This window comes from Mycobacterium neumannii (assembly GCF_048452905.1).
Classification (GTDB): domain Bacteria; phylum Actinomycetota; class Actinomycetes; order Mycobacteriales; family Mycobacteriaceae; genus Mycobacterium; species Mycobacterium neumannii_B.
This window is the reverse complement of sequence record NZ_JBCGVF010000003.1, coordinates 898,564-920,125: the sequence shown is the minus strand read 5'-3', so window position 1 is coordinate 920,125 and position 21,562 is coordinate 898,564. Positions and strand designations below refer to the sequence as shown.

Below are 21,562 nucleotides of genomic sequence, written 5' to 3'. Positions count from 1 at the left end.
TAGGTCATGGTGTCTCGGGCGCCTTTCATGGTCTTCGGCATTGGCGGGCTCTGTGTCGTGGCGGCGTTCCTGGCGCCGACGGTCGATGCGCAAGGCGCCATCGCGATCGACGCCCGCGGGTTCGTCGACTCCGAAGCCCGTTGCGAGGCGCCATGGCAGCCAGCGGCTTTGGGCCGCACCCAGTTCGCGCTCGTCGCGATCTGCGAACGGGGCAGCAGTTATGAGTACCGCGGGGTGCGGATGAGCGACGGTCTGGTGCTGACCGCGCCTGCCGTCGAAAACAGTGACGGCGTCTTCACCGTCGAGAACGAGGGCGCCACATATACGTTCTCGCCGAAGGAACTCGTCGTGACCGCCGGAGACCAGGTGCTGGTGACCGAACCGATGGTGGCCTACGTCGAGCCGCGGCCCGCCGTCGACGGCTGATAGTTGTCCGGCGCCCCGGTCAGCACACAGCGGGTGTGGCTGTAGATCGTCGGCATGCACTTGTTGCAGTGATCGCAGATCGACTGCACCGAGCTGTCGGTCTGGATGCGGTTGATCAGGTCCGGTTCGGCCAGCAGCGCGCGTCCCATCGCCACGAAGTCGAAGCCCTCGGCCATCGCGAGGTCCATCGACTCTCGGTTGGTGATGCCGCCCAACAGGATCAGCGGCATCTTGAGTTCGGCGCGGAACTTCTGGGCGTGGCGCAACAGGAATGCGTCCCGGTAGGGGTACTGGCGCAGGAACTTTTTGCCGGTCATCCGGATGCCCCACCGGATCGGCGGCTTGAACGCATTCGCGAACTCCTTGATCGGCGCGTCGCCGTGGAACAGGTACATCGGGTTGACCAGCGAACTGCCCGCCGTCAGCTCGATGGCGTCCAGGCCGCCGTCCTCCTCGAGCCATTTCGCGGTCTGCAGCGACTCCTCGATCGGAATGCCGCCACGCACACCGTCGGTCATGGTCAGCTTCGCGGTCACCGCGATCGGGGCGCCTTCCTTCTCCACCGCGCTCCGCACCGCCATGACGACGCCGCGGGCGACTTTGGCGCGGTTCTCAAGCGAGCCGCCGAACTCGTCGGTGCGGCGGTTGAGCAGCGGACTGAGGAACGAGCTGGCCAGGTAGTTGTGGCCGAGATGGATCTCGACCGCGTCGAAACCGGATTCGATCGCCAGGCGCGCGGCGTTGGCGTGGGCCTCGGTGACGTCCCGGATGTCCTCACTCGTGGCCTTCTTGGCGAACCGCATCGACAGCGGGTTGAAGAAGCGGATCGGCGCCAGCGCCGTGGCCTTGTTGGTCCGCGCATTCGCCACCGGGCCGGCATGGCCGATCTGCGCGCTGATCGCCGCGCCCTCGGCGTGAATCGCTTCCGTCAGCCGCTTCAGTCCCGGCACCGCCTCGGGGCGCATCCAGATCTGCCAGCCGTCGGTGCGCCCACCGGGTGCGACCGCGCAGTAGGCGACCGTCGTCATCCCGACTCCGCCGGCGGCGGGCAGTCGGTGGAAGTTGATCAGTTCGTCTGTGACGAGCGCGTTCGGCGTCGACGCCTCGAACGTCGCCGCCTTGATGATCCGGTTACGCAGCGTCACCGGGCCGAGCTTGGCCGGGGTGAACACATTGGGCGCAGTGTTCATAGTCTCAGAGCATGCCAGACTGTGACCCGTGGGTGCGATCACACTGGACGGCAAGGCCACGCGCGACGAGATCTTCGTCGACCTCACCGAACGGGTCGCGGCGCTGACCGCGGCGGGACGCACGCCGGGGCTGGGGACGGTGCTCGTCGGCGACGATCCCGGCTCTCAGGCCTACGTGCGCGGTAAGCACTCCGACTGCGCGAAGGTCGGCATCAACTCGATCCGCCGCGACCTGCCCGCCGACATCAGCCAGGCCACGCTCGACGAGACGATCGACGAGCTCAACGCCAACCCCGAGTGCACGGGTTACATCGTGCAGTTGCCGCTGCCGAAGCACCTCAACGAGAACGCCGCCCTGGAGCGCGTCGATCCGGGCAAGGACGCCGACGGTCTGCATCCGACGAACCTCGGCAGGCTGGTTCTCAACGAACCGGCCCCGCTGCCGTGCACCCCGCGCGGGATCGTGCACCTGCTGCGCCGCTATGAGGTGGAGATCGCCGGCGCGCAGGTCGTCGTCATCGGCCGCGGTGTGACGGTCGGTCGCCCGCTCGGACTGCTGCTGACGCGTCGTTCGGAGAACGCGACGGTGACGTTGTGCCACACCGCGACTCGTCATCTTCCGGAGCTGGCCCGAGAGGCCGATATCATCATCGCCGCGGCGGGCATGCCGCACATGGTGACCGCCGAGATGGTGCGACCCGGCGCGGCGGTCGTCGATGTCGGGGTCAGCCGCGACGAGAACGGCAAGCTCGTCGGTGACGTCCACCCCGACGTCTGGGACGTCGCCGGGCACGTCTCGCCCAATCCGGGTGGCGTCGGCCCGCTGACGCGGGCGTTCCTTCTGACGAACGTGGTCGAGCGCGCGGAGGCGCTGGCGGCGACGTGACGCCAAAGGAGTTCGCGCGCAAGGTTTTCGCGGGTCAGTGGCCGTTTTGGTCGGTCGGGCTGATCTTCGCCGCCGCGTTCGTCCTGGTGGTCGCGGGCTATTGGCGACGCGGCGCGCTGGTGATGGCGATCGGGGTCGGTGTGGCGGCCGCGCTGCGGCTGATGCTGAGCGACGAACGGGCGGGGCTGCTGGCGGTGCGCAGCCGGGGCGTCGATTTCGTCACCACCGCGACCGTCAGCGCGACGATGCTCTATATCGCCTGGACCATCGACCCGCTGGGCACCAGCTAGCAATTCAGTCGCCCAGAGACCAACGCTACAGCCGCCGAGACTTACGCTTTGGCGGGTTTTCCTCGACCATTTCCGCCAATACGTCGATCCCGGCGCGGCTGTCAGGCCAGCGTCGCCCCGATGCACACCGTGACGTACGGCAACGCCAGCCCGGTGGAGTTGGCCAGCGCCGGATGGGTCGCCAACAGCTCCCGCACGCGGTCCAGAGTCCTGGTGCGCACCTGCTCCGGTGAGGTTATGCAGTAGCTGCGGGACGCGACGAGGTCGATAAGCGCCTGCGGGGTCAGGTAACTGGTCCACTCGACCTGATGACGTTCGACACCGGTGAACGGCTCGGGCAGCGAAACGGTGTTGCTGAACGGATCGTGTTCGTGACCGATGATCCGGCCGAGGTCTTTCACCCAGCCGAGCCGCTCGTCGCGGGTGTTCCACACCAGGCCCAGTCGGCCGCCGGGGCGCAGCACGCGGGCGACCTCCTTGACCGCGATCTCGGGATCGAACCAGTGCCAGGCCTGGGCCACCAACACGGCGTCCACGCTGTCGTCGGGCAGCGGGATCTCCTCCGCCGTGCCGAGCAGCGCGGGCGTCTCGGGAAGCGAACGACTCAGCAGGTCAAGCATTTCGGGAATCGGATCGACGGCGACGACGTCGAGGCCGCGCTCGACGAGTCGCGTGGTCAACTTGCCCGTGCCCGCCCCGAGGTCGAGCACCGTGGCGGTGTCCGACGGCAGCAGCCAGTCGATCGCCTCGGGGGGATACGACGGCCTACCGCGTTCGTAGGCGGCGGCTTCCGCGCCGAACGACAGCGAACGATCCTGTTCCGGCCGGCTCACCGCGGACTCATTTCGCCGTCATTTTCCTGCCAGCTCCAGCGTCCGGCGGATGAGCTTGTAGACCGCCTCGGTCTCCACCAGGAAGCCGTCATGCCCGTAGATCGACTCGACGACATCGAGTCCGGCACAGCCAGGCAGCAATTCGGCCAGCTCCTCCTGCAGCCGAAGCGGGTAGAGCCGGTCGGAGGTGATGCCGCCGACCACGGCAGGTACAACACAGCCACGCAGCGCGGCCTCGACGCCCCCGCGGCTCCGTCCGACGTCATGACTGGACAGCGCCTCGGTGAGGGCCACATAAGTGCCCGCGTCGAACCGCGACACCAGCTTTCGGCCCTGATGCTCCAGATAGCTCTGCACGGCGTAGCGGCCGCCGACGCCGGGGTTCTCATCGTTCTGCGGATCGTTGGCGAAGCGGGTGTCGAGCTCGAGTTCGCCGCGATAGGTCAGGTGGGCGAACCGGCGGGCGATCTCCATGCCGAGATCGGGCGACAGGCCGGTGCCGTAGTAGTCGCCGTTCTGCCAGTTCGGGTCGGCCTTGATCGCAGCGACCTGCGAGCTCTGCGTGCCGATCTGGTCTGCGGTGGCACGCGCGCCGACGGCCAGTACCAGTCCCGAGCGCACCCTGTCCGGGTGGCCGACCATCCACTCGAGCGCGCGGGCGCCGCCCAACGAGCCGCCCATGACCGCGGCGACCTCGGTGATCCCGAACGCCTCCAGCGCGGCGATGTCGGCGCGGACCTGATCGCGGACGGAGACGACCGGGAAACGCGAACCCCACGCCTTGCCGTCGGGATGCGGTGAGCTCGGGCCGGTGGAGCCGCGGCAGCCGCCGAGCACATTGGTCGCGACCGCGCACCAGCGGTCGGTGTCGATGGGTCCGCCGGGTCCCGCGACGCCGTCCCACCAGCCGGGGGTCGGGTGGTCGGGTCCTGCCGGACCGGTGATGTGCGAGTCGCCGGTCAGCGCGTGCAGCACCACGACGACGTTGTCGCGCTCGGGCGACAGCTCGCCCCAGCGCTGCACGGCGATCGACACGTCGTCGATGACCGCGCCGTTCTCCAGCGTCAGCGGGCCGATGTCGACCACGCCGATCTCGCCTTCCGCGGGCAGATTCAGGAGTGGCACCTCGACTTCCAGGTCGGAGAGGGTCATCAAAACGCCGCCGTGGTGTTCGGATCGGACTTGCCTGCGGAGCGCAGCGGCTTGGCCGCGGCGAAGCCCTGCTCCAGATCGGCCAGGATGTCGTCGATGCCCTCGATGCCGACCGCCAGCCGCACCAGCCCTGGCGTGACGCCGGTGGCCAGCTGTTCCTCCGGCGACAGCTGTGCGTGTGTGGTGGAAGCCGGATGGATCACCAGCGAGCGCACGTCGCCGATGTTGGCGACGTGGCTGTGCAGGGTCAGCGAGTTGACGAAGGCCTTCCCGGCGTCGACCCCGCCCGCCAGTTCGAACGCGAGCACCGCACCGGTCCCCTTGGGCGCCAGCTTCTTTCCGAGCTCGTACCACGGCGACGACGGCAACCCGGCGTAGTTCACCGAGATGACGTCCTCGTGCCCCGCCAGATATTCGGCGACCTTCTGTGCGTTCTCGACGTGCCGCTCGACGCGCAGGCTCAACGTCTCCAGTCCTTGGGACACCAGGAACGCGTTGAACGGCGACGCCGCCGAACCCAGGTCGCGCAGCAGCTGCACGCGTGCCTTCAGCGCGAACGCGGGCGGGCCGAGCTCGGCGAACACGACGCCGTGGTAGCTGGGGTCGGGTTCGGTGAAGCCGGGGAACTTTCCGTTGGTCCAGTCGAACGTGCCGCCGTCGACGATGACACCGGCGATCGCCGTCCCGTGCCCGCCGAGGTACTTGGTTGCCGAGTGCACGACGATGTCGGCGCCGTGGCTCAGCGGTTGGATCAGATACGGCGTGGCGATCGTGTTGTCGACGATCAGCGGCACCCCGGCGTCGTGGGCGACGGACGAGACGCCCGGGATGTCGAGCACATCGATCTTCGGATTGGAGATCGTCTCGGCGAAGAACGCCTTGGTGTTCGGCCGCACCGCAGCGCGCCAGGAGTCGAGGTCGTCGGCGTCTTCGACGAAGCTGACCTCGATGCCCAGCTTCGGCAGCGAGTAGTGGAACAGGTTGTAGGTGCCGCCGTACAGCCGTGGGCTGGACACGATGTGGTCGCCCGTGTCGGCGAGGTTGAGAATCGCGAACGTCGCTGCGGCCTGACCGGAGGCCAGGAACAGTGCGGCGACACCGCCCTCGAGCGCGGCGATGCGCTGCTCGACGGCGTCCTGGGTCGGGTTCATGATCCGCGTGTAGATGTTGCCCGGCTCGGCGAGGCCGAACAGTGCGGCGGCGTGATCGGTGCTGTCGAACGTGTACGACGTGGTCTGGTAGATGGGCAGCGCCCGTGCGTTCGTCGCGCTGTCGGGTGTCTGTCCGGCGTGGACCTGTTTGGTTTCGAACGCCCATCGCGCGGTCGGGTCATCGTGTTCGGTGCTCATAGCTTCTCCTGTTGTGAGGGGCCGAAAAGGGGCATTTCACGCACTCAGCGGTAACTGCGCACGCCGGACCTCCGCTGTCTTCTCTGGGGGCCCGTCACAACGGACCCGCGCTTGCCGGTAACCGCTTGTCAGCGGGTACTCAACCTGGTCATCACCCGGGGCACCCCACCGCGGTTGGAGGGTTGCCGACCAGCAAGCCGGGGCTTGTCGCTGGCACTCATGACCGATGAGAAGCCTATCGCACGTCACCTGCGTCTGCCAGCGAGGGATGCCGACGACTGGCTACCCGCCGGTAACGGATCACAGTCCGTGCCGGCGGACCCCTGGCTCACACAGAGCGTCGGGTACGGCGCAATACTGGTAGTCGACTGACCGAGGCCTGAACCGATTAGCGAGCCGGGAGAACCCCACATGACTGCCGAGCAGCCGACCATCATCTACACGCTGACCGACGAGGCGCCGCTGCTGGCGACCTACGCGTTCCTGCCGATCATTCGCACGTTCACCGAGCCGGCGGGCATCAACGTCGAGACCAGTGACATCTCGGTGGCCGCACGCATTCTCGCGGAGTTCTCCGACCGTCTCACCGACGAGCAGCGGGTGCCCGACAACCTGGCGCGGCTGGGCGAGCTCACCGAGAGTCCCGATACCAACATCATCAAGTTGCCCAACATCAGCGCCTCGGTGCCGCAGCTGTTGGCCGCGATCAAGGAGCTCAAGGCCAAGGGCTACGACCTTCCCGACTACCCCGGCGAGCCGAAGAACGACGAAGAAAAAGAGATCAAGGAACGCTACGCCAAGGTCCTCGGCAGCGCGGTCAACCCGGTTCTGCGGCAGGGTAACTCGGATCGCCGCGCCCCCAAGGCGGTCAAGGAGTACGCGCGTCGGCACCCGCACAGCATGGGCGAGTGGTCGATGGCCTCGCGCACACATGTGGCGACCATGAAGACCGGCGACTTCTACCACGGCGAGAAGTCGATGACGCTGGACAAGGACCGCAAGGTCAAGATGGTGCTCGAGACAGAACGTCCAGATGGGTCGAGCGAGACGATCGTGCTCAAGCCGGAGGTCGCGCTCGACGACGGCGACATCATCGACAGCATGTTCATGAGCCGCAAGGCGCTGTGCGAGTTCTTCGAAGAACAGATCGAGGACGCATACAAGACCGGCGTGATGTTCTCGCTGCACGTCAAGGCGACGATGATGAAGGTGTCGCACCCGATCGTGTTCGGGCACGCGGTGAAGGTGTTCTACAAGGACGCGTTCGCCAAGCACCAGAAGGTGCTCGACGAACTCGGCGTGAACGTCAACAACGGCATGTCCGACCTCTACGACAAGATCCAGGCGCTGCCCGCCTCACAGCGTGAGGAGATCGTCCAGGACATCCACGCCGTGCACGAGCACCGCCCGGAACTGGCGATGGTGGATTCGGCCCGCGGCATCACGAACTTCCACTCGCCGAGCGACGTGATCGTGGACGCGTCGATGCCCGCCATGATCCGGCTCGGCGGCAAGATGTACGGCGCCGACGGGCGGACCAAGGACACCAAGGCGGTCAACCCCGAGTCCACGTTCAGCCGGATCTACCAGGAGATGGTCAACTTCTGTAAGACCCACGGACAGTTCGATCCGACGACCATCGGCACCGTGCCCAACGTGGGGCTGATGGCGCAGAAGGCCGAGGAGTACGGCAGCCACGACAAGACGTTCGAGATCCCCGAGGACGGCGTCGCCAATATCGTCGACGTCGACACCGGCGAAGTGCTGATGACCCAGAACGTCGAGACTGGCGACATCTGGCGCATGCCGGTGGTCAAGGACGCCGCGATCCGCGACTGGGTGAAGCTGGCCGTGACGAGGGCCAGGGCCGCCGACATGACCGCGCTGTTCTGGCTCGACACCGAGCGTCCGCATGAGGTGGAGTTGCGCAAGAAGGTCAAGGAGTACCTCAAGGACCACGACACCGAGGGCCTCCACATCCAGATCATGCCGCAGGTGTGGGCCATGCGGTACACGCTGGAACGGTTGATTCGCGGCCAGGACACCATCGCTGTGACCGGAAACATCCTGCGCGACTACCTGACTGACCTCTTCCCGATTCTGGAGCTGGGCACCAGCGCGAAGATGCTGTCGATCGTGCCGCTGATGGCAGGAGGCGGGATGTACGAGACCGGCGCGGGTGGCTCCGCGCCCAAGCACGTCCACCAGCTGGTCGAGGAGAACCACCTGCGCTGGGATTCGCTCGGCGAGTACCTCGCTCTGGGAGCGTGTTTCGAGGACATCGGGCGCAAGACCGAGAACAAGCGGGCCGTTCTGTTGGGTAAGACGCTGGACTCGGCCATCGGAAAACTGTTGGACAACAACAAGAGCCCGTCACGCAAGACCGGTGAGCTCGACAACAGGGGCAGCCAGTACTACCTGGCGATGTACTGGGCGCAGGAGCTGGCCGAGCAGACCGACGACAAGGAGCTCGCCGACCACTTCGCTGATCTCGCATCCTCGTTGGCCGACAACGAGGATGCGATCGTCAACGAACTCGTCGAGGTGCAGGGCGACTCGGTCGACATCGGCGGGTACTACTACCCGGACCCGGAGAAGACCACCGCGGTGATGCGGCCCAGCAAGACGCTGAACTCGGTGCTGGAGGGCGCGACCAGCGAGCCGGTGACGAAGCTCTAGCCGCCCAGCGCCTCACGCGGCTCGGCGGCGTGGCCGTCGACGAAGGCGACGATCAGGTCGGCGACTTGCTGCGGCGCCTCGAACATCGGGATGTGGCCGACGTCGTCGAGATGTGTGACCTGCGTGCTCGACGGCAGCTGCTGGGTGAAGTGGCGGGTGAACCGCGGATGCGGCAGCACCCGGTCCTTCTCGCAGATCACCAGGTGGGTGGGGCACGCGCTTTCGGCCAGTTCCATCAGCCCCGGCGTCAGCAGCGACTTCACCAGCAGCTGGTAGTAGGCCGGGCAGTGGGTGACGTCGTCGATGATGTCGACGAGGTCGTCGTCGGACAACCGGTCCGGCGTGGCGCTGATCGGGAAGTGCGCCAGCCAGCGCGTGAACGGCAGCTTCAGAACGTGTTGCCGGAACGCCAGCGTGAACACCCACACCGGGAAGCCGGCCAGGAACTTGCCGACGATCTCGAATTTTGCGGGCGTGAACTTGCTCCAACCGCCTGCCGGTGCGATCCCGGTCAGCGTGCGGGCCCGGCCGCGGCGCTCCAACTCGAAGGCCACCCAGCCGCCGAGCGAGTTGCCGACGATGTGCGCGGTGTCCCAGCCCAGCGCGTCCATCCTGCGTTCGACGTCATCGGCCAGCTCGGCGGTGTCCAGGAATCGATGCCCTTTCACCCCGCCGTTGTGCCCGGGCATCGTCGGGGCCAGCACCTCGTAGCGGCCGGTGTCAGCGATGAGCGGGGCGACCTTCTTCCAGACGTTCTGCGACATCATGAACGGGTGTAGAAGGACGATGGGCTCGCCTGAGCCGACGTGGATCGGTGCGCGCTCGGTCATCAGCCCGACAGTAAAGGTGATACCGGCGGTACTGCAAGTGCGTCGGTATGGTCTGCCGCTGTGACCTCGCTGATCGTCAGCACCATCAACGTCAACGGCATCCGCGCCGCGGTCAAAGAGCGCTCGCCGCAGAACCGCGGCCTGCTGCCGTGGCTGGCGTCGACCACCGCCGACGTGATCTGCCTGCAGGAAACCCGCGCCGACGATGACCAGCTGAGCGCCGCCTTGGCGCCCGCCCTGACCGACGGTTGGCGCCTGGCGTCAGCCGAACCGCACATCAAGGGCCGCAGCGGCGTTGCCGTGCTGTCACGCCACCCGATTTCGGCGTCGCGGCTGCTCGAGTCCGACGAGTTCGGCGCGCACGGCCGCTATCTGGAGGTCGACACCGCCGGGATGACGATCGCGAGCGTCTACATCCAGACCGGCGAGGCGGAGACGGACCGCCAGCTCGAGAAGGAACGGTTCATGGCCGAGCTCGCCGCGCGGATGGCGACGCTGACCGATCGCGAGGCCGTCATATGCGGCGACTGGAACATCGCCCACACCGCCAACGACATCAAGAACTGGAAGGGAAACCTCAAGAAGTCCGGGTTCCTGCCGGGCGAGCGACAGTGGCTCACCGACCTGCTCGCCTCGGGTTGGGTGGACGTGGTTCGCGAGTTGCACCCCGACCAGCCGGGTCCGTACGCGTGGTGGTCGTGGCGAGGCCGCGCCTTCGACAACGACGCCGGCTGGCGCATCGACTACCAGTTGGCCACCAAGGCGCTGGCGGAGCGAGCCGTCGCCGCCCGGGTGGAGCGCGCCGAGGCGTACGCGCTGCGCTGGTCGGACCACGCGCCGGTGACGGTCGAATACCGGTCGCGTGAAATGATCGGGCGATCATGAGTAGTTCGTCGAAACCCGTCGTCTTCTCCGGTGTCCAACCGACCTCCGACTCGCTGCACCTGGGCAATGCGCTGGGAGCGATCCAGCAGTGGGTCGGCCTGCAGGACGACCACGACGCGTTCTTCTGCGTGGTGGACCTGCACGCGATCACGATCCCGCAAGACCCCGAGCGGTTGAGGCGGCGCACGCTGGTCACCGCCGCGCAGTACCTCGCGCTGGGCATCGACCCGGGCCGAGCCACGGTCTTCGTGCAGAGCCACGTTCCGGCGCACGCCGAATTGGCTTGGGTGCTCGGTTGTTTCACCGGTTTCGGGCAGGCGTCGCGAATGACGCAGTTCAAGGATAAGTCGCAGAAGGAAGGCAGCGAGGCCACCACCGTCGGGTTATTCACCTATCCGGTGCTGATGGCCGCCGATGTGCTGTTGTACGACACCGAGCTCGTGCCGGTCGGAGAGGACCAACGCCAACACCTGGAGCTGGCACGCGATGTGGCGCAACGGGTGAACTCCCGGTTCCCGGACACCTTCGTCATCCCCGAGCCGATGATCCCGAAGGCGACGGCCAAGATCTACGACCTGCAGGACCCGACGTCGAAGATGAGCAAATCCGCGGGAACCGAGGCAGGTCTGATCGCCCTGCTCGATGAGCCGAAGGCCTCGGCCAAGAAGATCCGCTCCGCCGTCACCGACAGCGAACGCGAGGTGCGTTACGACCTAGACGCCAAACCCGGCGTATCGAATCTTCTGACCATCCAGTCTGCGGTCACCGGCACCGACATCGACAAGCTCGTCGACGGTTACGCGGGACGCGGATACGGCGACCTCAAAGCCGACACCGCGCAGGCCGTCGTCGAGTTCGTGACACCGATCAAGGCCAGGGTCGACGAACTGCTCGCCGAGCCCGCCGAGTTGGAATCGATTCTGGCGACAGGTGCCGAGCGTGCTCGCGACGTGTCTGCGACGACACTGCGGCGGGTATATGACCGGTTGGGGTTTCTGCGGCCGGGGGGCTGACGTGGGGAGGCGGGTATGAAACCTGCGGCCGAGCCGGAAGAGCCCGGCGAAAAGCAGGGGTTCGTCGACCGGCTGCGCGCTCGGTACGAGTGGTTCGACCACGTGATGCGGGCGCAGGAGCGCTATAAGGACAGCAAGGGCGACTTCTACGCGGCAGGCATCACGTACTTCACGATCTTCGCGATGTTCCCGCTGTTGATGGTCGGCTTCGCCGTCGGCGGTTTCATCCTGGTGAGGCAGCCCGAACTGCTCGCCGAGATCCAGGACCGGATCAAGGCGTCGGTGTCCGGTGACGTCGCCACGCAACTGGTCGAGCTGATGGAGTCCGCGATCGAGTCGCGCACCTCGGTCGGGATCATCGGGCTCGCCGCCGCGGCGTGGGCCGGGCTCGGTTGGATGGCCAACCTGCGCGAGGCGCTGAGCCAGATGTGGGGCCTGATGCGACGCGACACCCCCGGTTTCGTGCGCACGAAGCTGTCGGATCTGACGGCCATCGCCGGCTTGTTCCTGGCGATCGCGGCCACCATCGGGTTGACCGTGGTGAGCAGTTCGGGATTGGCCCGCAAGGCCGTTGAATGGGTTGGGCTGGGCGATGTTCCGGGCATGAGCATTCTGCTGCGGGTGGTCTCGCTGGCCATCTCGGTGTTGATCAGCTGGCTGCTGTTCACCTGGATCATCGCGCGGCTGCCCCGCGAGTCGATCAGCTTCAGTTCGGCGATGCGGGCCGGGCTGCTCGCCGCGGTGGCGTTCGAAGTCTTCAAGCAGGTGGCGTCGATCTACCTGCGCTCGGTGGTGACCGGCCCGGCCGGAGCGACGTTCGGCCCGGTGCTCGGCCTGATGGTGTTCGCCTACATCACCGCTCGGCTCATCCTCTTCGCCACGGCGTGGGCGGCCACGTCGATCGACAACATGGAGGCCGCACCGCTCCCGCCACCCGGCCTCGTGCAGATCACCCCCCGGGTTCAGGTGCGCGAGGGTGTCGGCGTCGGTGGCGTGCTGACCGCCGCAGCGGCGGGAGCAGTTGGCGCGTTTGGGATTTCGCGACTGCGACGGCGTCAGTGACCCTGGCTGACCACTTGCAGGCCGACGACGCAGCCGACTATGCCCAGTAGCAGCGCGACCTTGATGGGCGACGCGCTTTCCTGGCCGGTCGCCAGCGAGTAGACGACCGTGAGCGCCGCCCCGACACCCACCCACACCGCGTAACCGGTGCCGACGGGCAGATCACGCAGTGCGATGCCCAACCCGCCCATCGAGATGATCACTGCCACAACGAAAACCACAACCGGTATGGGTCGGGTGAACCCTTCCGACTTGCTCAGGGCGATGGCGAATACCGATTCGAACGCACCCGAAACTATGAGGATGACCCAGGACATCAAGCAACACCTCCGAAACGCCGTCTTGTCGCTGGCCGGGTACGGCGCCGCTCGTCCGGTGTCAACTGCTGACAGGCCCACCGTAGCAAAGCGGTAACGTCGCGTCCGTGCCCCTTGCGACGCCCTGGTCCCGCCGGATGGGACTCGAGGCGCCGATCGTCAGCGCGCCGATGGGCGGCACCGCGGGCGGCGTCCTGGCCGCAGCGGTGTCCCGGGCGGGCGGCCTCGGCATGATCGGGATGGGCAGTTCGGCCACCGCCGCGAAGTTGACGGCCGAACTCCCGCACGTATCGGGGCTGGGGCGTCCCTTCGGGATCGGGCTCGTGCACTGGGTGACGGCGGCCGAGCCGGAATTGTTGGAGGTCGCGCTCGCCGCGAGGCCCGCGCTGCTGGCCGTCAGCTTCGGCGACGACTGGTCCTGGGTGGAGGAGGCTCACGACGTCGGCGTACCGGTCGCCGCGCAAGTGGCCGATGTGACCGGAGCGCGGCGGGCGGTCGATGCCGGTGTCGACGTGATCGTCGCGCGCGGGTCTGAGGGCGGCGGGCACGGCGAGCCGCGCATCGGCACCTTGCCGTTGCTCGCCGAGGTGCTCGACGCGGTGATGGTCCCCGTGCTCGCCGCCGGTGGTATCGGTTCGGGCCGCGGCCTTGCCGCGGTGCTGGCCGCGGGTGCCTCGGGCGCCTGGCTGGGGACCGCGTTCACGACCTGCACCGAAGCGTCGACGTCCGATGCCGCGCGCGAGCAGTTGTTGCGCGCATCGGGCGACGAGACGGTGACGACCCGCGTCTTTGACATTGCTCTCGAGTACCCCTGGCCGGCAACGCTTCCCGAGCGGGTGCTCCGCAACGAGTTCTTCGACGACTTCGACGGTCGCGAGGAGCTCATCGATGCCGACGCCCGCGCCGAAGTCGCCGCCGCCGTGGCCGGCGAGGACTACCGGGTGGCGCCCGTTAACGCCGGGCAGGGCGTCGGCATGGTCAAAGAATCGCGCTCCGCGGCGGAGGTGGTCGAACGGCTCAGCGCCGAGGCGGAACTTTTATTGCGCCGGTGGTGCTAGTGCTGCGGGCGCCGGTTCATCGACCGTGCGCCCATGATCAACGAGAACACGATCACGCTGCCGACCACCCCGACGCCGACCCGCACCGGCATCGCGTCGATGTCCGACATCATCGGGGCCGCGTTGACCGCGGGGTTGGCGCCGTCGCCGTCCGGGTCGGTTCCCAGCAACGACGGGTCGGGCTCGATCAGTGTGCCGACGCTGGTGCCCGGCGCCGTGGCGAAGCCGTAGTCGAGCAGATGCGCGGCTTGCTCCCACGGTGCGATCGGCTGGCGGGTGCCCTTGAGGAGCACCGCGACGAGCCGACGGCCGTCGCGGTCGGCGGCGCCGACGAACGTCTGCCCGGCGTCGTCGGTGTAGCCGGTCTTACCACCCAACGCACCGGGGTAGTTGAGTAGCAGCTTGTTGTCGTTCTCGATCGGGTAGCCGACATCGCCGCGGCCGGGGAAGTCGAATGCGCGGGTCGACACGATGTCGCTGAAGACCGGGTTGCGCCAGGCATACCGGTAGAACAGCGCCATGTCGTAGGCCGAGGTGCTCATGCCCGGACCGTCGAGCCCGGACGGAGTGGCGACCCTGGTGTCGAGGCCGCCCAGCTTGCGGGCCAGGTCGTTGAGCTTGTGCAGCGCGGCGTCCCAGCCGCCCATCTGGCGAGCCAGTGCGAACGCGGCGTCGTTGCCCGAATACATCAGCAGTCCGTGCAGCAGGTCGTTGATCGAGTAGTGGCCGCCCTCGCCGACGCCGACCTTGGTGCCTTCCTGGGCGGCGTCCTCGGCGGTGCCGGGCACGACCTTGTGGAGCGGCAAGTCCTTGATCGCCTGCATGGCGGTCAGCACTTTGACGATGCTGGCGGGCCGGTGTCTGCCGTGGGGATCCTTGGCCGCGATTACGTCACCGGAGTCGAGGTCGGCCACCAGCCATGCCTCGGCGGAGATGTCGTTCGGTAGTGGTGGCGTGCCCGGCGCGGTGATGACGCCGCAGCCGGAGAGCTTCTCGCCGCCCATCGGCGTCGCGGGCACCGGCAGCGGTGCGGGTGGTGCCTGACCGGGTTTGGGGACCTCGGACGCGTCGACCGCGGGTGGTGTCACCTCGCGATACGGGCATGCACTCGCCTCGGGGGCCGCCGGCGGCTGCGCGCTTGCCACGGCCGGTCCCGCGGCCACGAACAAGGCCGTGGCCAGTACGGCGGCGCGTTGCAGCGGAATTCGGAACTTCGCCATCGTGACCGCACATTAAGCCGCGAAAGGGCCGATCGCGGGTAGGCGCGCTGTGACTGGTGTTACTTGAGTTCATTTGTGACCTACGGCGGTCAGAGGGACAGCGCGGCCAGGTCGACGTGCGCGACCGCGGGGAAGCCGATGCTGCCCATCCACAGCCGGCCCTCGGACTCGACCAGACCGGTCACCATGCCGAACCGCGGATGCTCGCAGCGGATACCCGCGACGACGTCACCGGTGTCCGGATCGAACGCCACCGCCCACACCTCGGGCTTGATCTGCGGTTGAAGCTTGTCGGGCAGCTTCCACAACAGCTTGCGCAACGCCGGCCAGCGCGGCGCGAGCCATTCGGCGGCGGTATTGAGCGGCGAGACCATCGCGCACCAGATGCGGCCGTCGGCACCGGTGGACAGGTTGTCGGGATGGCCGGGCAGGTTCTCGCGAAGCGGCGTCACCGACCCTGCGCGCTCGCCGGTGAGCCAGAACTTCGACAGCCCGCGCCCCATCGTCTCGGCGAACACCAACGCCGACCCGTCGGCGGTGGGCGTCACGCCGTTGGCGAAATACAGCCCGGCAACCGCGGTGAGCACGGTGCCGTCGGGGTCGCGCCGGAACAGGCTGCCGCGCGGGCGCGCCTCCATCACCGCACCCTTGAAATGGGCGTAGTCGAACGCGCTCGTCGACTCGGTGAAAAAGATTGTGCCGTCCGGTGATTGGGTGACGTTGGAGCAGAACATCAATCGCCGGTCGTCGACCTCGGCCACGAGCGTCTCCACCGCGCCGCTTGCGGGATCGAGCGACAGCAGGCCGCCGGGACTGGTGCAGACGAGGATGCTGCCGTCGTGGGCGACATGCATGCCCAGTGGCCGGCCTTCGGTGGCGGCGACGACGACCGGGTCCCCACCGCCGGGGGTGATGCGCACGATGCGGCCGTCGTCGACGCCTGCCCAGATGGCGCCGTCGGCGTCGACGACCACGTCCTCGGGTGCGTTGCCCGGGAGCGGGACGACGGTCAGGTCGGCCGACGGCAGATCCGGAAGCGCATCGACGGGCGGGGGCTGCCAGCGGACGGGATCGATCGGCGGCTTCTTGGATGCGGGCGTGCTCACAGCGCCGACGCTACGCCTTCCGACGCCGCACTCAGAGCAGTCGGCCCGCCTCGGAAAGCACCCCGCGCATGATCCGGTAGATCGCGTCGAATTCCTTCTGGCCGCTGATCAGTGGCGGGGCCAACTGCACGACCGGATCGCCGCGGTCGTCGGCGCGGCAGTACAGGCCTGCCTCGAAAAGCGCCGGGGTCAAAAAGCCGCGCAGCAGCCGCTCGGACTCTTCGTCGTTGAAGGTCTCCTTGGTGGCCTTGTCCTTCACCAGTTCGATGCCGTAGAAGTAGCCCTCGCCGCGAACGTCACCGACGATCGGCAGGTCGTACAACTGCTCGAGGGTGGCCCGGAATCTCGGCGCGTTCTCCTTGACGTGGTCGTTGAGGCCCTCGCGCTCGAAGATGTCGAGGTTGGCCAGCGCCACCGCCGACGACACCGGATGCCCGCCGAAGGTGTAGCCGTGCGCGAACGTGGTCTTGCCGTCGTTGAACGGCTCGAACAGCCGGTCGCTGGCGATCATCGCGCCGATCGGCGAATAGCCGGACGTCAAACCCTTTGCGCAGGTGATGATGTCGGGGACATAGCCGAAGTCGTCACAGGCGAACATCGACCCGATCCGGCCGTATGCGCAGATGACCTCGTCGGACACCAGTAGCACGTCATACTCGTCGCAGATCTCCCGGACCCGCTCGAAATAGCCTGGCGGAGGCGGGAAGCAGCCGCCCGCGTTCTGCACCGGTTCGAGGAAGACGGCCGCGACAGTGTCGGGTCCCTCGAATTCGATGGCTTCGGCGATGCGGTCGGCGCAGTACTGCCCGAACGCTTTCTCGTCGTCCTGGTATGGCGCGGGGGCGCGGTAAAAGTTGGTGTTGGGCACCCGAAAGCCGCCCGGTGTCAGCGGCTCGAACGGTGCCTTGAACACCGGCAATCCGGTGATGGCCAACGCCCCCTGCGGTGTGCCGTGGTAGGCGATGGAGCGCGAAACCACCTTGTGCTTACCGGGTTTGCCGGTCAACTTGAAGTAGTTCTTGGCCAGTTTCCACGCCGACTCGACGGCTTCCCCGCCGCCGGTGGTGAAGAACACCCGGTTCAGGTCACCCGGTGCGTAACCGGCGACACGTTCGGCGAGTTCGATCGCGGTCGGCGTGGCGTAGGACCACAGCGGAAAGAACGCCAACTGCTGGGCCTGTTTGGCAGCGGCCTCGGCCAGTTCCTGGCGGCCGTGACCGACCTGAACGACGAAAAGCCCCGACAGCCCATCGATGTAGCTCCTGCCGTTGCTGTCCCAGATCGTGACGCCCTCGCCGCGTGTGATGATCGGCGGCGTGATACCGGCGCCGTGTCGGGCGAAGTGACCCCACAGGTGACGGCTGGCTTTCGCGCCGAGCCCGGCAGAGACATCCTGCGCGGTGTCGGTTGTAGTCATCTAGTGCCCCAATTATATTGCTGCTTAACAAGTTTCAAGTAAACGAGGGTTTCGGTGGATATCACTCCCGGGAGGGCACGGATCTGGGTGTTGAGAAGGTCGAGCAGGTCGTCGTCGTCCTCGCAGACCACCTCCACGATGGCGTCGAAGGATCCGGCGGTGAGCACCACGTAGTCGACCGATTCGATCATGGCCAGCTTCTCGGCGATCTTGGTGGTGTCGCCGGTGCAGCGGATGCCGATCATCGCCTGGCGCGCGAAGCCCAACTGCATCGGATCGGTGACGGCGACGATCTGCATGACGCCGGCGTCGACCATGCGCTGCACCCGCTGGCGGACGGCGGCCTCGGACAGCCCGACGGACTTGCCGATGCCCGCGTACGAGCGGCGGCCGTCCTGCTGCAGCATCTCGATGATCTGCTTGCTCAGATCGTCGAGCTGGAACGCAGCACCGGGACGGGACTGGTTGAGTCGGAACGAAACGGGGCCGAGACCGTGCGTAGCACCCGGGGTAGGCATGCCAGTGATTGTGCACGGAATCCGTCGTCAGAGGCAACCACAGCCATGAATTCGCTCGTTCGAGGCGTGTTTGGCTATGGGAAGGCGTAGGGGATTGCGTGGCTCGTCGGGGTCGGGTCCGTTAGCGTATGGCCATGACTGCGACATCCGTTTCCACCAGTGTGGCGGGCAGCTGGATCGACGGCGCCGCGGTGGCCACCGATGGGGCTGCCTTCCAGGTCGTCAATCCCGCAACCGGTGAGGCGGTGGCCGACTACGCGGTGGCCACCCCGGCCGACGTCGACGCCGCGGTGGCGTCTGCTCGAGGCGCGCTGGCCGAGTGGTCGGGGGCCACGCCGGCGGAGCGCTCGGCGGTGCTGTTCACGCTGGCGCAGCTGGCCGGTGCGAACACCGACGCCCTGGTCGCCGAGGAGGTCAGCCAGACCGGCAAGCCGGTGCGACTGGCCGCCGAGTTCGACGTGCCCGGCAGCGTCGACAACATCGACTTCTTCGCCGGCGCCGCGCGACATCTGGAAGGCAAGGCCAGCGCCGAGTACTCCGGTGACCACACCTCCAGCATCCGCCGCGAAGCCGTGGGTGTGGTCGCGACAATCACACCGTGGAACTATCCGCTGCAGATGGCGGTGTGGAAAGTGTTGCCCGCGTTGGCCGCCGGCTGTTCAGTGGTGATCAAGCCGTGTGAGCTCACGCCGTTGACGACGCTGACGCTGGCGCGGCTGGCCAAGGAGGCGGGTCTGCCCGACGGCGCGCTCAACGTGGTCACCGGGCTGGGTGCCGACGTCGGCACCGCGCTGGCCGGGCACCGCGACGTCGACGTGGTGACGTTCACCGGTTCCACACCGGTCGGCCGCAAGGTGATGGCCGCCGCGGCGGTACACGGCCACCGCGTGCAGCTCGAACTGGGCGGCAAGGCGCCGTTCGTCGTGTTCGACGACGCCGACCTGGACGCGGCGATCCAGGGCGCTGCGGCCGCCGCATTGATCAACACCGGTCAGGACTGCACGGCCGCGGCCCGGGCGATCGTCGCGCGCGAGGTCTATGAGGATTTCGTCGCTGGCGTCGGCGAGGTGTTCTCCAAGGTCGTCGTCGGGGATCCGCACGACCCCGACACCGATCTGGGTCCGCTGATCTCGATGGCGCACCGGGCAAAGGTGGCGGGCATGGTCGAGCGCGCGCCGGGGCAGGGTGGACGGATCGTGTGTGGCGGGTCGGCGCCGGACCGGCCGGGGTCGTTCTATCTGCCGACGGTCATCGCCGACGTGGCCGAGCAGTCGGAGGTGTACCGCGAGGAGATCTTCGGTCCCGTGTTGACCGTGCGGCCGTTCACCGACGACGACGACGCGCTGCGGCAGGCCAACGACACCACCTACGGGCTGGCGGCGTCGGCGTGGACGCGCGACGTGTACCGCGCGCAGCGGGCGTCGCGCGAGATCAACGCCGGCTGTGTGTGGATCAACGACCACATCCCGATCATCAGCGAGATGCCGCACGGCGGGGTCGGGGCTTCCGGTTTCGGCAAGGACATGAGCGACTATTCGCTCGAGGAGTACCTCACCGTCAAACACGTGATGAGCGACATCACCGGCGTGGCCGAAAAGGGGTGGCACCGCACGGTATTTGCCAAGCGCTAACCGTGCTGAGCCACCGGCTCCGCGAACGCCGGATCTGCGCTCGAGGATGCTTGTATCCGGTCGAGCGCGGCACGCTGTTGGGCCTTGACCGCTTTGGCGGCGGCGCGGCCACCGGCCTTTTTCGCCGACTTCTTCAAGGCGCGGCGCCGGCGACGCGTCGGAAGCGAGTCCAGAACGTCGCCGCGGATGCCGGCGAGCTCGCCGCACGCACGGCCAGCTTCGATGCGGGCGATCACCCAGCGCCGCTCGTCACGCAGTAACAGGGCCGCGATGATCAGGAAGAACACCAGGCCGCCGAGTATCTTGAGCGGCATCGCCGCCACCGGACCCGGTGCATTCCAGATGAAGTGCAGCAGCGGGCCGCTCAGCAGCAGGCCGCACGCGGTGGCCAGCCGCCACCCGGTCGACCAGTGCGACCGGCCGCGGAACGTCGGGAGCAACATCAGCACGCCGACCGACGTCAGCGCCGTGTAGGTCCAGTGCGCCGGCACCGCGGTGAAGAACCGCACGAGGAGATTGCCGCCCGCGCCGACCACATCCGAATCGAGGTCCTGCAGTGCGCTGTTGGCGGCGTATGACAGATCCTCCATCAGGTCGAAACCGAAGCCGACGAACATTCCGAGCATCAGCGCGTGCGAAATCCGCTGCAACACATGCCCGCACAGCACGAGCACCACCGCAGCGCACAACGCCTTGGACGCCTCTTCGATGATCGGCGCGGTGAGCGAGGCCTGCCAGTCGGTAAACGTCGCCGGAGTGAGCACCAAACTCCACAATTGGCCGAGCGCATCGTTTCCGATCATCGCCATCGCCACCGCCGTGGTGCCGCCCAGCGCGAACCCCGCCACGAGTGCCTGCGGATAACGCCGACCGCTGCGGAACGGGTCGAACCGGAAAATCAACCACACCATGAATACGATGAACAGCAGCCACAGCCACGCCAGGTCGAGGTTGGCGTCGAGGGTGGCGCGGATGACCGACCAGGAGTCGTCGAGCAAGAGAAGCGTGCCGGCGATCAAGGCCACGACGAACACCCAGAACACCGCGGACTCAGGGCGGTACACCACAGGACGCGGTGCTTGCACGGTATCGCCGGTCACGGCTGGTCCCTTCTGATCGGTGCCACGACGAGGTCCAGTGGTGGCGCGGGCTGGTCGGCGGTGCCGAGGGTCTGGACCCACACGATCACCTCGTCGTCGGCCAGAAATGCGCATTCGCCCAAACGGTCGCCGGCGACGAGTTCACACGCCTCACCGGTCAGGGTGCCGTCGGCGGTGGTGACGGTCTCGCCTGTCATCGCGGCGCTGGAACCGGTGACGCGGTCGGCCCGCATGAGCCGGCGTGCGACAGCATCCACGTCGCGGCCACCCCGGTCGAAGACCTGCACGATGACGAGCTCGTCCCCTGAGCGGTAGCCGACCCCGTTGCCGAACTCGCGGGCGTCCCAGCCGGACGGGCCGACGACGACGACCTGGTTGCCGTCCTCGCTGGCCACCTGCGCCGTCTCGGAGCCCGGCTGCCATGCGTCGTCGTCGACCATCGCGGCCGCGGCCATCGGGATTCCCGGTACCGCAATCAGTCCCGCCGCCAGCAGCAGCGCTGCCCGAACCTGAATCAACCGCGTCCCCCTCCATAAGTCCGGGTATGTCGAGAGTCGAACCTAGCAAGTGGAGTGCGGCGCCGCAGGCGCGCCACGCTGG

21 protein-coding genes and 2 riboswitches are annotated in these 21,562 nt (G+C 67.4%); of the genes, 9 read left to right on the top strand and 12 right to left on the bottom strand.

Annotated elements, in window-relative coordinates; all coding sequences use genetic code 11:
* Positions 1-9 precede the first annotated feature (9 nt).
* Entirely contained in the window at positions 10-426 is a 417-nt protein-coding gene (locus tag AAHH99_RS10725; RefSeq protein WP_418768611.1) for a hypothetical protein, read from the top strand.
* Here AAHH99_RS10725 and AAHH99_RS10720 read toward each other — a convergent pair.
* Positions 393-1,616, bottom strand: a complete 1,224-nt coding sequence (locus AAHH99_RS10720; protein ID WP_418768610.1) for an NADH:flavin oxidoreductase — start codon at positions 1,614-1,616, stop codon at positions 393-395. The two genes, AAHH99_RS10725 and AAHH99_RS10720, sit on opposite strands and share 34 nt — an antisense overlap.
* Positions 1,617-1,644: 28 nt before the next feature.
* Here AAHH99_RS10720 and AAHH99_RS10715 point away from each other — a divergent pair, with 28 nt between their 5' ends.
* Positions 1,645-2,502: a bifunctional methylenetetrahydrofolate dehydrogenase/methenyltetrahydrofolate cyclohydrolase gene (locus AAHH99_RS10715; RefSeq protein WP_064394250.1), complete on the top strand. Its 858-nt coding sequence runs from the start codon at positions 1,645-1,647 to the stop codon at positions 2,500-2,502.
* A 59-nt stretch (positions 2,503-2,561) separates the two neighbouring features.
* Complete coding sequence (locus tag AAHH99_RS10710; RefSeq protein WP_418769590.1) at positions 2,562-2,792, top strand: DUF3017 domain-containing protein; 231 nt, start codon at positions 2,562-2,564, stop codon at positions 2,790-2,792.
* 101 nt (positions 2,793-2,893) lie between these two features.
* On the opposite strand, the gene AAHH99_RS10705 is transcribed toward AAHH99_RS10710, so the two are convergent.
* From AAHH99_RS10705 to AAHH99_RS10695, 3 genes are read right to left on the bottom strand one after another with little or no spacing between them, the layout of a single operon-like run.
* A complete protein-coding gene (locus AAHH99_RS10705) occupies positions 2,894-3,625 on the bottom strand; it encodes a class I SAM-dependent methyltransferase (RefSeq protein WP_418768609.1) in 732 nt (243 codons plus the stop codon).
* Positions 3,626-3,643: 18 nt separating this feature from the next.
* A complete protein-coding gene (gene metX / locus AAHH99_RS10700) occupies positions 3,644-4,777 on the bottom strand; it encodes a homoserine O-acetyltransferase MetX (protein ID WP_418768608.1) in 1,134 nt (377 codons plus the stop codon).
* Complete coding sequence (locus AAHH99_RS10695) at positions 4,777-6,126, bottom strand: bifunctional o-acetylhomoserine/o-acetylserine sulfhydrylase (RefSeq protein WP_418768607.1); 1,350 nt, start codon at positions 6,124-6,126, stop codon at positions 4,777-4,779. Before AAHH99_RS10695 ends, metX begins: the two co-directional genes overlap by 1 nt.
* A 102-nt stretch (positions 6,127-6,228) precedes the next feature.
* Positions 6,229-6,351: riboswitch (SAM riboswitch) on the bottom strand.
* 186 nt (positions 6,352-6,537) lie between these two features.
* On the opposite strand from AAHH99_RS10695, the gene AAHH99_RS10690 reads away from it, so the two are divergent.
* Positions 6,538-8,805, top strand: a complete 2,268-nt coding sequence (locus AAHH99_RS10690) for an NADP-dependent isocitrate dehydrogenase (RefSeq protein WP_418768606.1) — start codon at positions 6,538-6,540, stop codon at positions 8,803-8,805.
* On the opposite strand, the gene AAHH99_RS10685 is transcribed toward AAHH99_RS10690, so the two are convergent.
* Positions 8,802-9,635 carry an alpha/beta fold hydrolase gene (locus tag AAHH99_RS10685; RefSeq protein ID WP_418768605.1) on the bottom strand — a complete coding sequence of 278 codons (834 nt, stop codon included), beginning with the start codon at positions 9,633-9,635 and terminating at the stop codon, positions 8,802-8,804. The genes AAHH99_RS10690 and AAHH99_RS10685 overlap by 4 nt on opposite strands.
* 69 nt (positions 9,636-9,704) lie before the next feature.
* On the opposite strand from AAHH99_RS10685, the gene AAHH99_RS10680 reads away from it, so the two are divergent.
* From AAHH99_RS10680 to yhjD, 3 genes are read left to right on the top strand one after another with little or no spacing between them, the layout of a single operon-like run.
* Positions 9,705-10,520, top strand: a complete 816-nt coding sequence (locus AAHH99_RS10680; protein ID WP_418769589.1) for an exodeoxyribonuclease III — start codon at positions 9,705-9,707, stop codon at positions 10,518-10,520.
* Complete coding sequence (gene trpS, locus AAHH99_RS10675) at positions 10,517-11,533, top strand: tryptophan--tRNA ligase (protein WP_418768604.1); 1,017 nt, start codon at positions 10,517-10,519, stop codon at positions 11,531-11,533. Before AAHH99_RS10680 ends, trpS begins: the two co-directional genes overlap by 4 nt.
* Positions 11,534-11,548: 15 nt before the next feature.
* Entirely contained in the window at positions 11,549-12,595 is a 1,047-nt protein-coding gene (yhjD, locus tag AAHH99_RS10670; RefSeq protein WP_418768603.1) for an inner membrane protein YhjD, read from the top strand.
* Here yhjD and AAHH99_RS10665 read toward each other — a convergent pair.
* Complete coding sequence (locus AAHH99_RS10665) at positions 12,589-12,912, bottom strand: DMT family transporter (protein WP_418768602.1); 324 nt, start codon at positions 12,910-12,912, stop codon at positions 12,589-12,591. The genes yhjD and AAHH99_RS10665 overlap by 7 nt on opposite strands.
* 14 nt (positions 12,913-12,926) lie before the next feature.
* Positions 12,927-12,990, bottom strand: a riboswitch (guanidine-III (ykkC-III) riboswitch).
* A 59-nt stretch (positions 12,991-13,049) separates the two neighbouring features.
* Between AAHH99_RS10665 and AAHH99_RS10660 the strand changes: the two genes are divergently transcribed.
* Positions 13,050-13,970, top strand: coding sequence for an NAD(P)H-dependent flavin oxidoreductase (locus AAHH99_RS10660; protein WP_418769588.1), 921 nt, complete (start codon positions 13,050-13,052; stop codon positions 13,968-13,970).
* On the opposite strand, the gene AAHH99_RS10655 is transcribed toward AAHH99_RS10660, so the two are convergent.
* The 4 genes from AAHH99_RS10655 to AAHH99_RS10640 all read right to left on the bottom strand — a co-directional run bounded on the left by AAHH99_RS10655 (position 13,967) and on the right by AAHH99_RS10640 (position 18,231).
* Complete coding sequence (locus AAHH99_RS10655; protein WP_418768601.1) at positions 13,967-15,190, bottom strand: D-alanyl-D-alanine carboxypeptidase family protein; 1,224 nt, start codon at positions 15,188-15,190, stop codon at positions 13,967-13,969. The two genes, AAHH99_RS10660 and AAHH99_RS10655, sit on opposite strands and share 4 nt — an antisense overlap.
* A gap of 89 nt (positions 15,191-15,279) precedes the next feature.
* Positions 15,280-16,296 (bottom strand): SMP-30/gluconolactonase/LRE family protein, encoded by a 1,017-nt coding sequence (locus AAHH99_RS10650; protein WP_418768600.1) that lies wholly within the window; start codon positions 16,294-16,296, stop codon positions 15,280-15,282.
* A 31-nt stretch (positions 16,297-16,327) separates the two neighbouring features.
* The gene (locus tag AAHH99_RS10645; protein ID WP_418768599.1) at positions 16,328-17,713 is read right to left on the bottom strand and encodes an aspartate aminotransferase family protein; all 1,386 of its coding nucleotides are present in this window, start codon (positions 17,711-17,713) and stop codon (positions 16,328-16,330) included.
* Positions 17,710-18,231, bottom strand: a complete 522-nt coding sequence (locus tag AAHH99_RS10640) for an Lrp/AsnC family transcriptional regulator (RefSeq protein WP_418768598.1) — start codon at positions 18,229-18,231, stop codon at positions 17,710-17,712. Before AAHH99_RS10640 ends, AAHH99_RS10645 begins: the two co-directional genes overlap by 4 nt.
* 134 nt (positions 18,232-18,365) lie before the next feature.
* Between AAHH99_RS10640 and AAHH99_RS10635 the strand changes: the two genes are divergently transcribed.
* Complete coding sequence (locus tag AAHH99_RS10635; protein WP_418768597.1) at positions 18,366-19,862, top strand: gamma-aminobutyraldehyde dehydrogenase; 1,497 nt, start codon at positions 18,366-18,368, stop codon at positions 19,860-19,862.
* Here AAHH99_RS10635 and AAHH99_RS10630 read toward each other — a convergent pair.
* Both AAHH99_RS10630 and AAHH99_RS10625 read right to left on the bottom strand, forming a co-directional pair.
* The gene (locus tag AAHH99_RS10630) at positions 19,859-20,962 is read right to left on the bottom strand and encodes a PrsW family intramembrane metalloprotease (RefSeq protein WP_418768596.1); all 1,104 of its coding nucleotides are present in this window, start codon (positions 20,960-20,962) and stop codon (positions 19,859-19,861) included. The genes AAHH99_RS10635 and AAHH99_RS10630 overlap by 4 nt on opposite strands.
* Positions 20,959-21,480 carry a hypothetical protein gene (locus AAHH99_RS10625; RefSeq protein WP_418768595.1) on the bottom strand — a complete coding sequence of 174 codons (522 nt, stop codon included), beginning with the start codon at positions 21,478-21,480 and terminating at the stop codon, positions 20,959-20,961. Before AAHH99_RS10625 ends, AAHH99_RS10630 begins: the two co-directional genes overlap by 4 nt.
* Between the last annotated feature and the right edge of the window lie 82 nt (positions 21,481-21,562).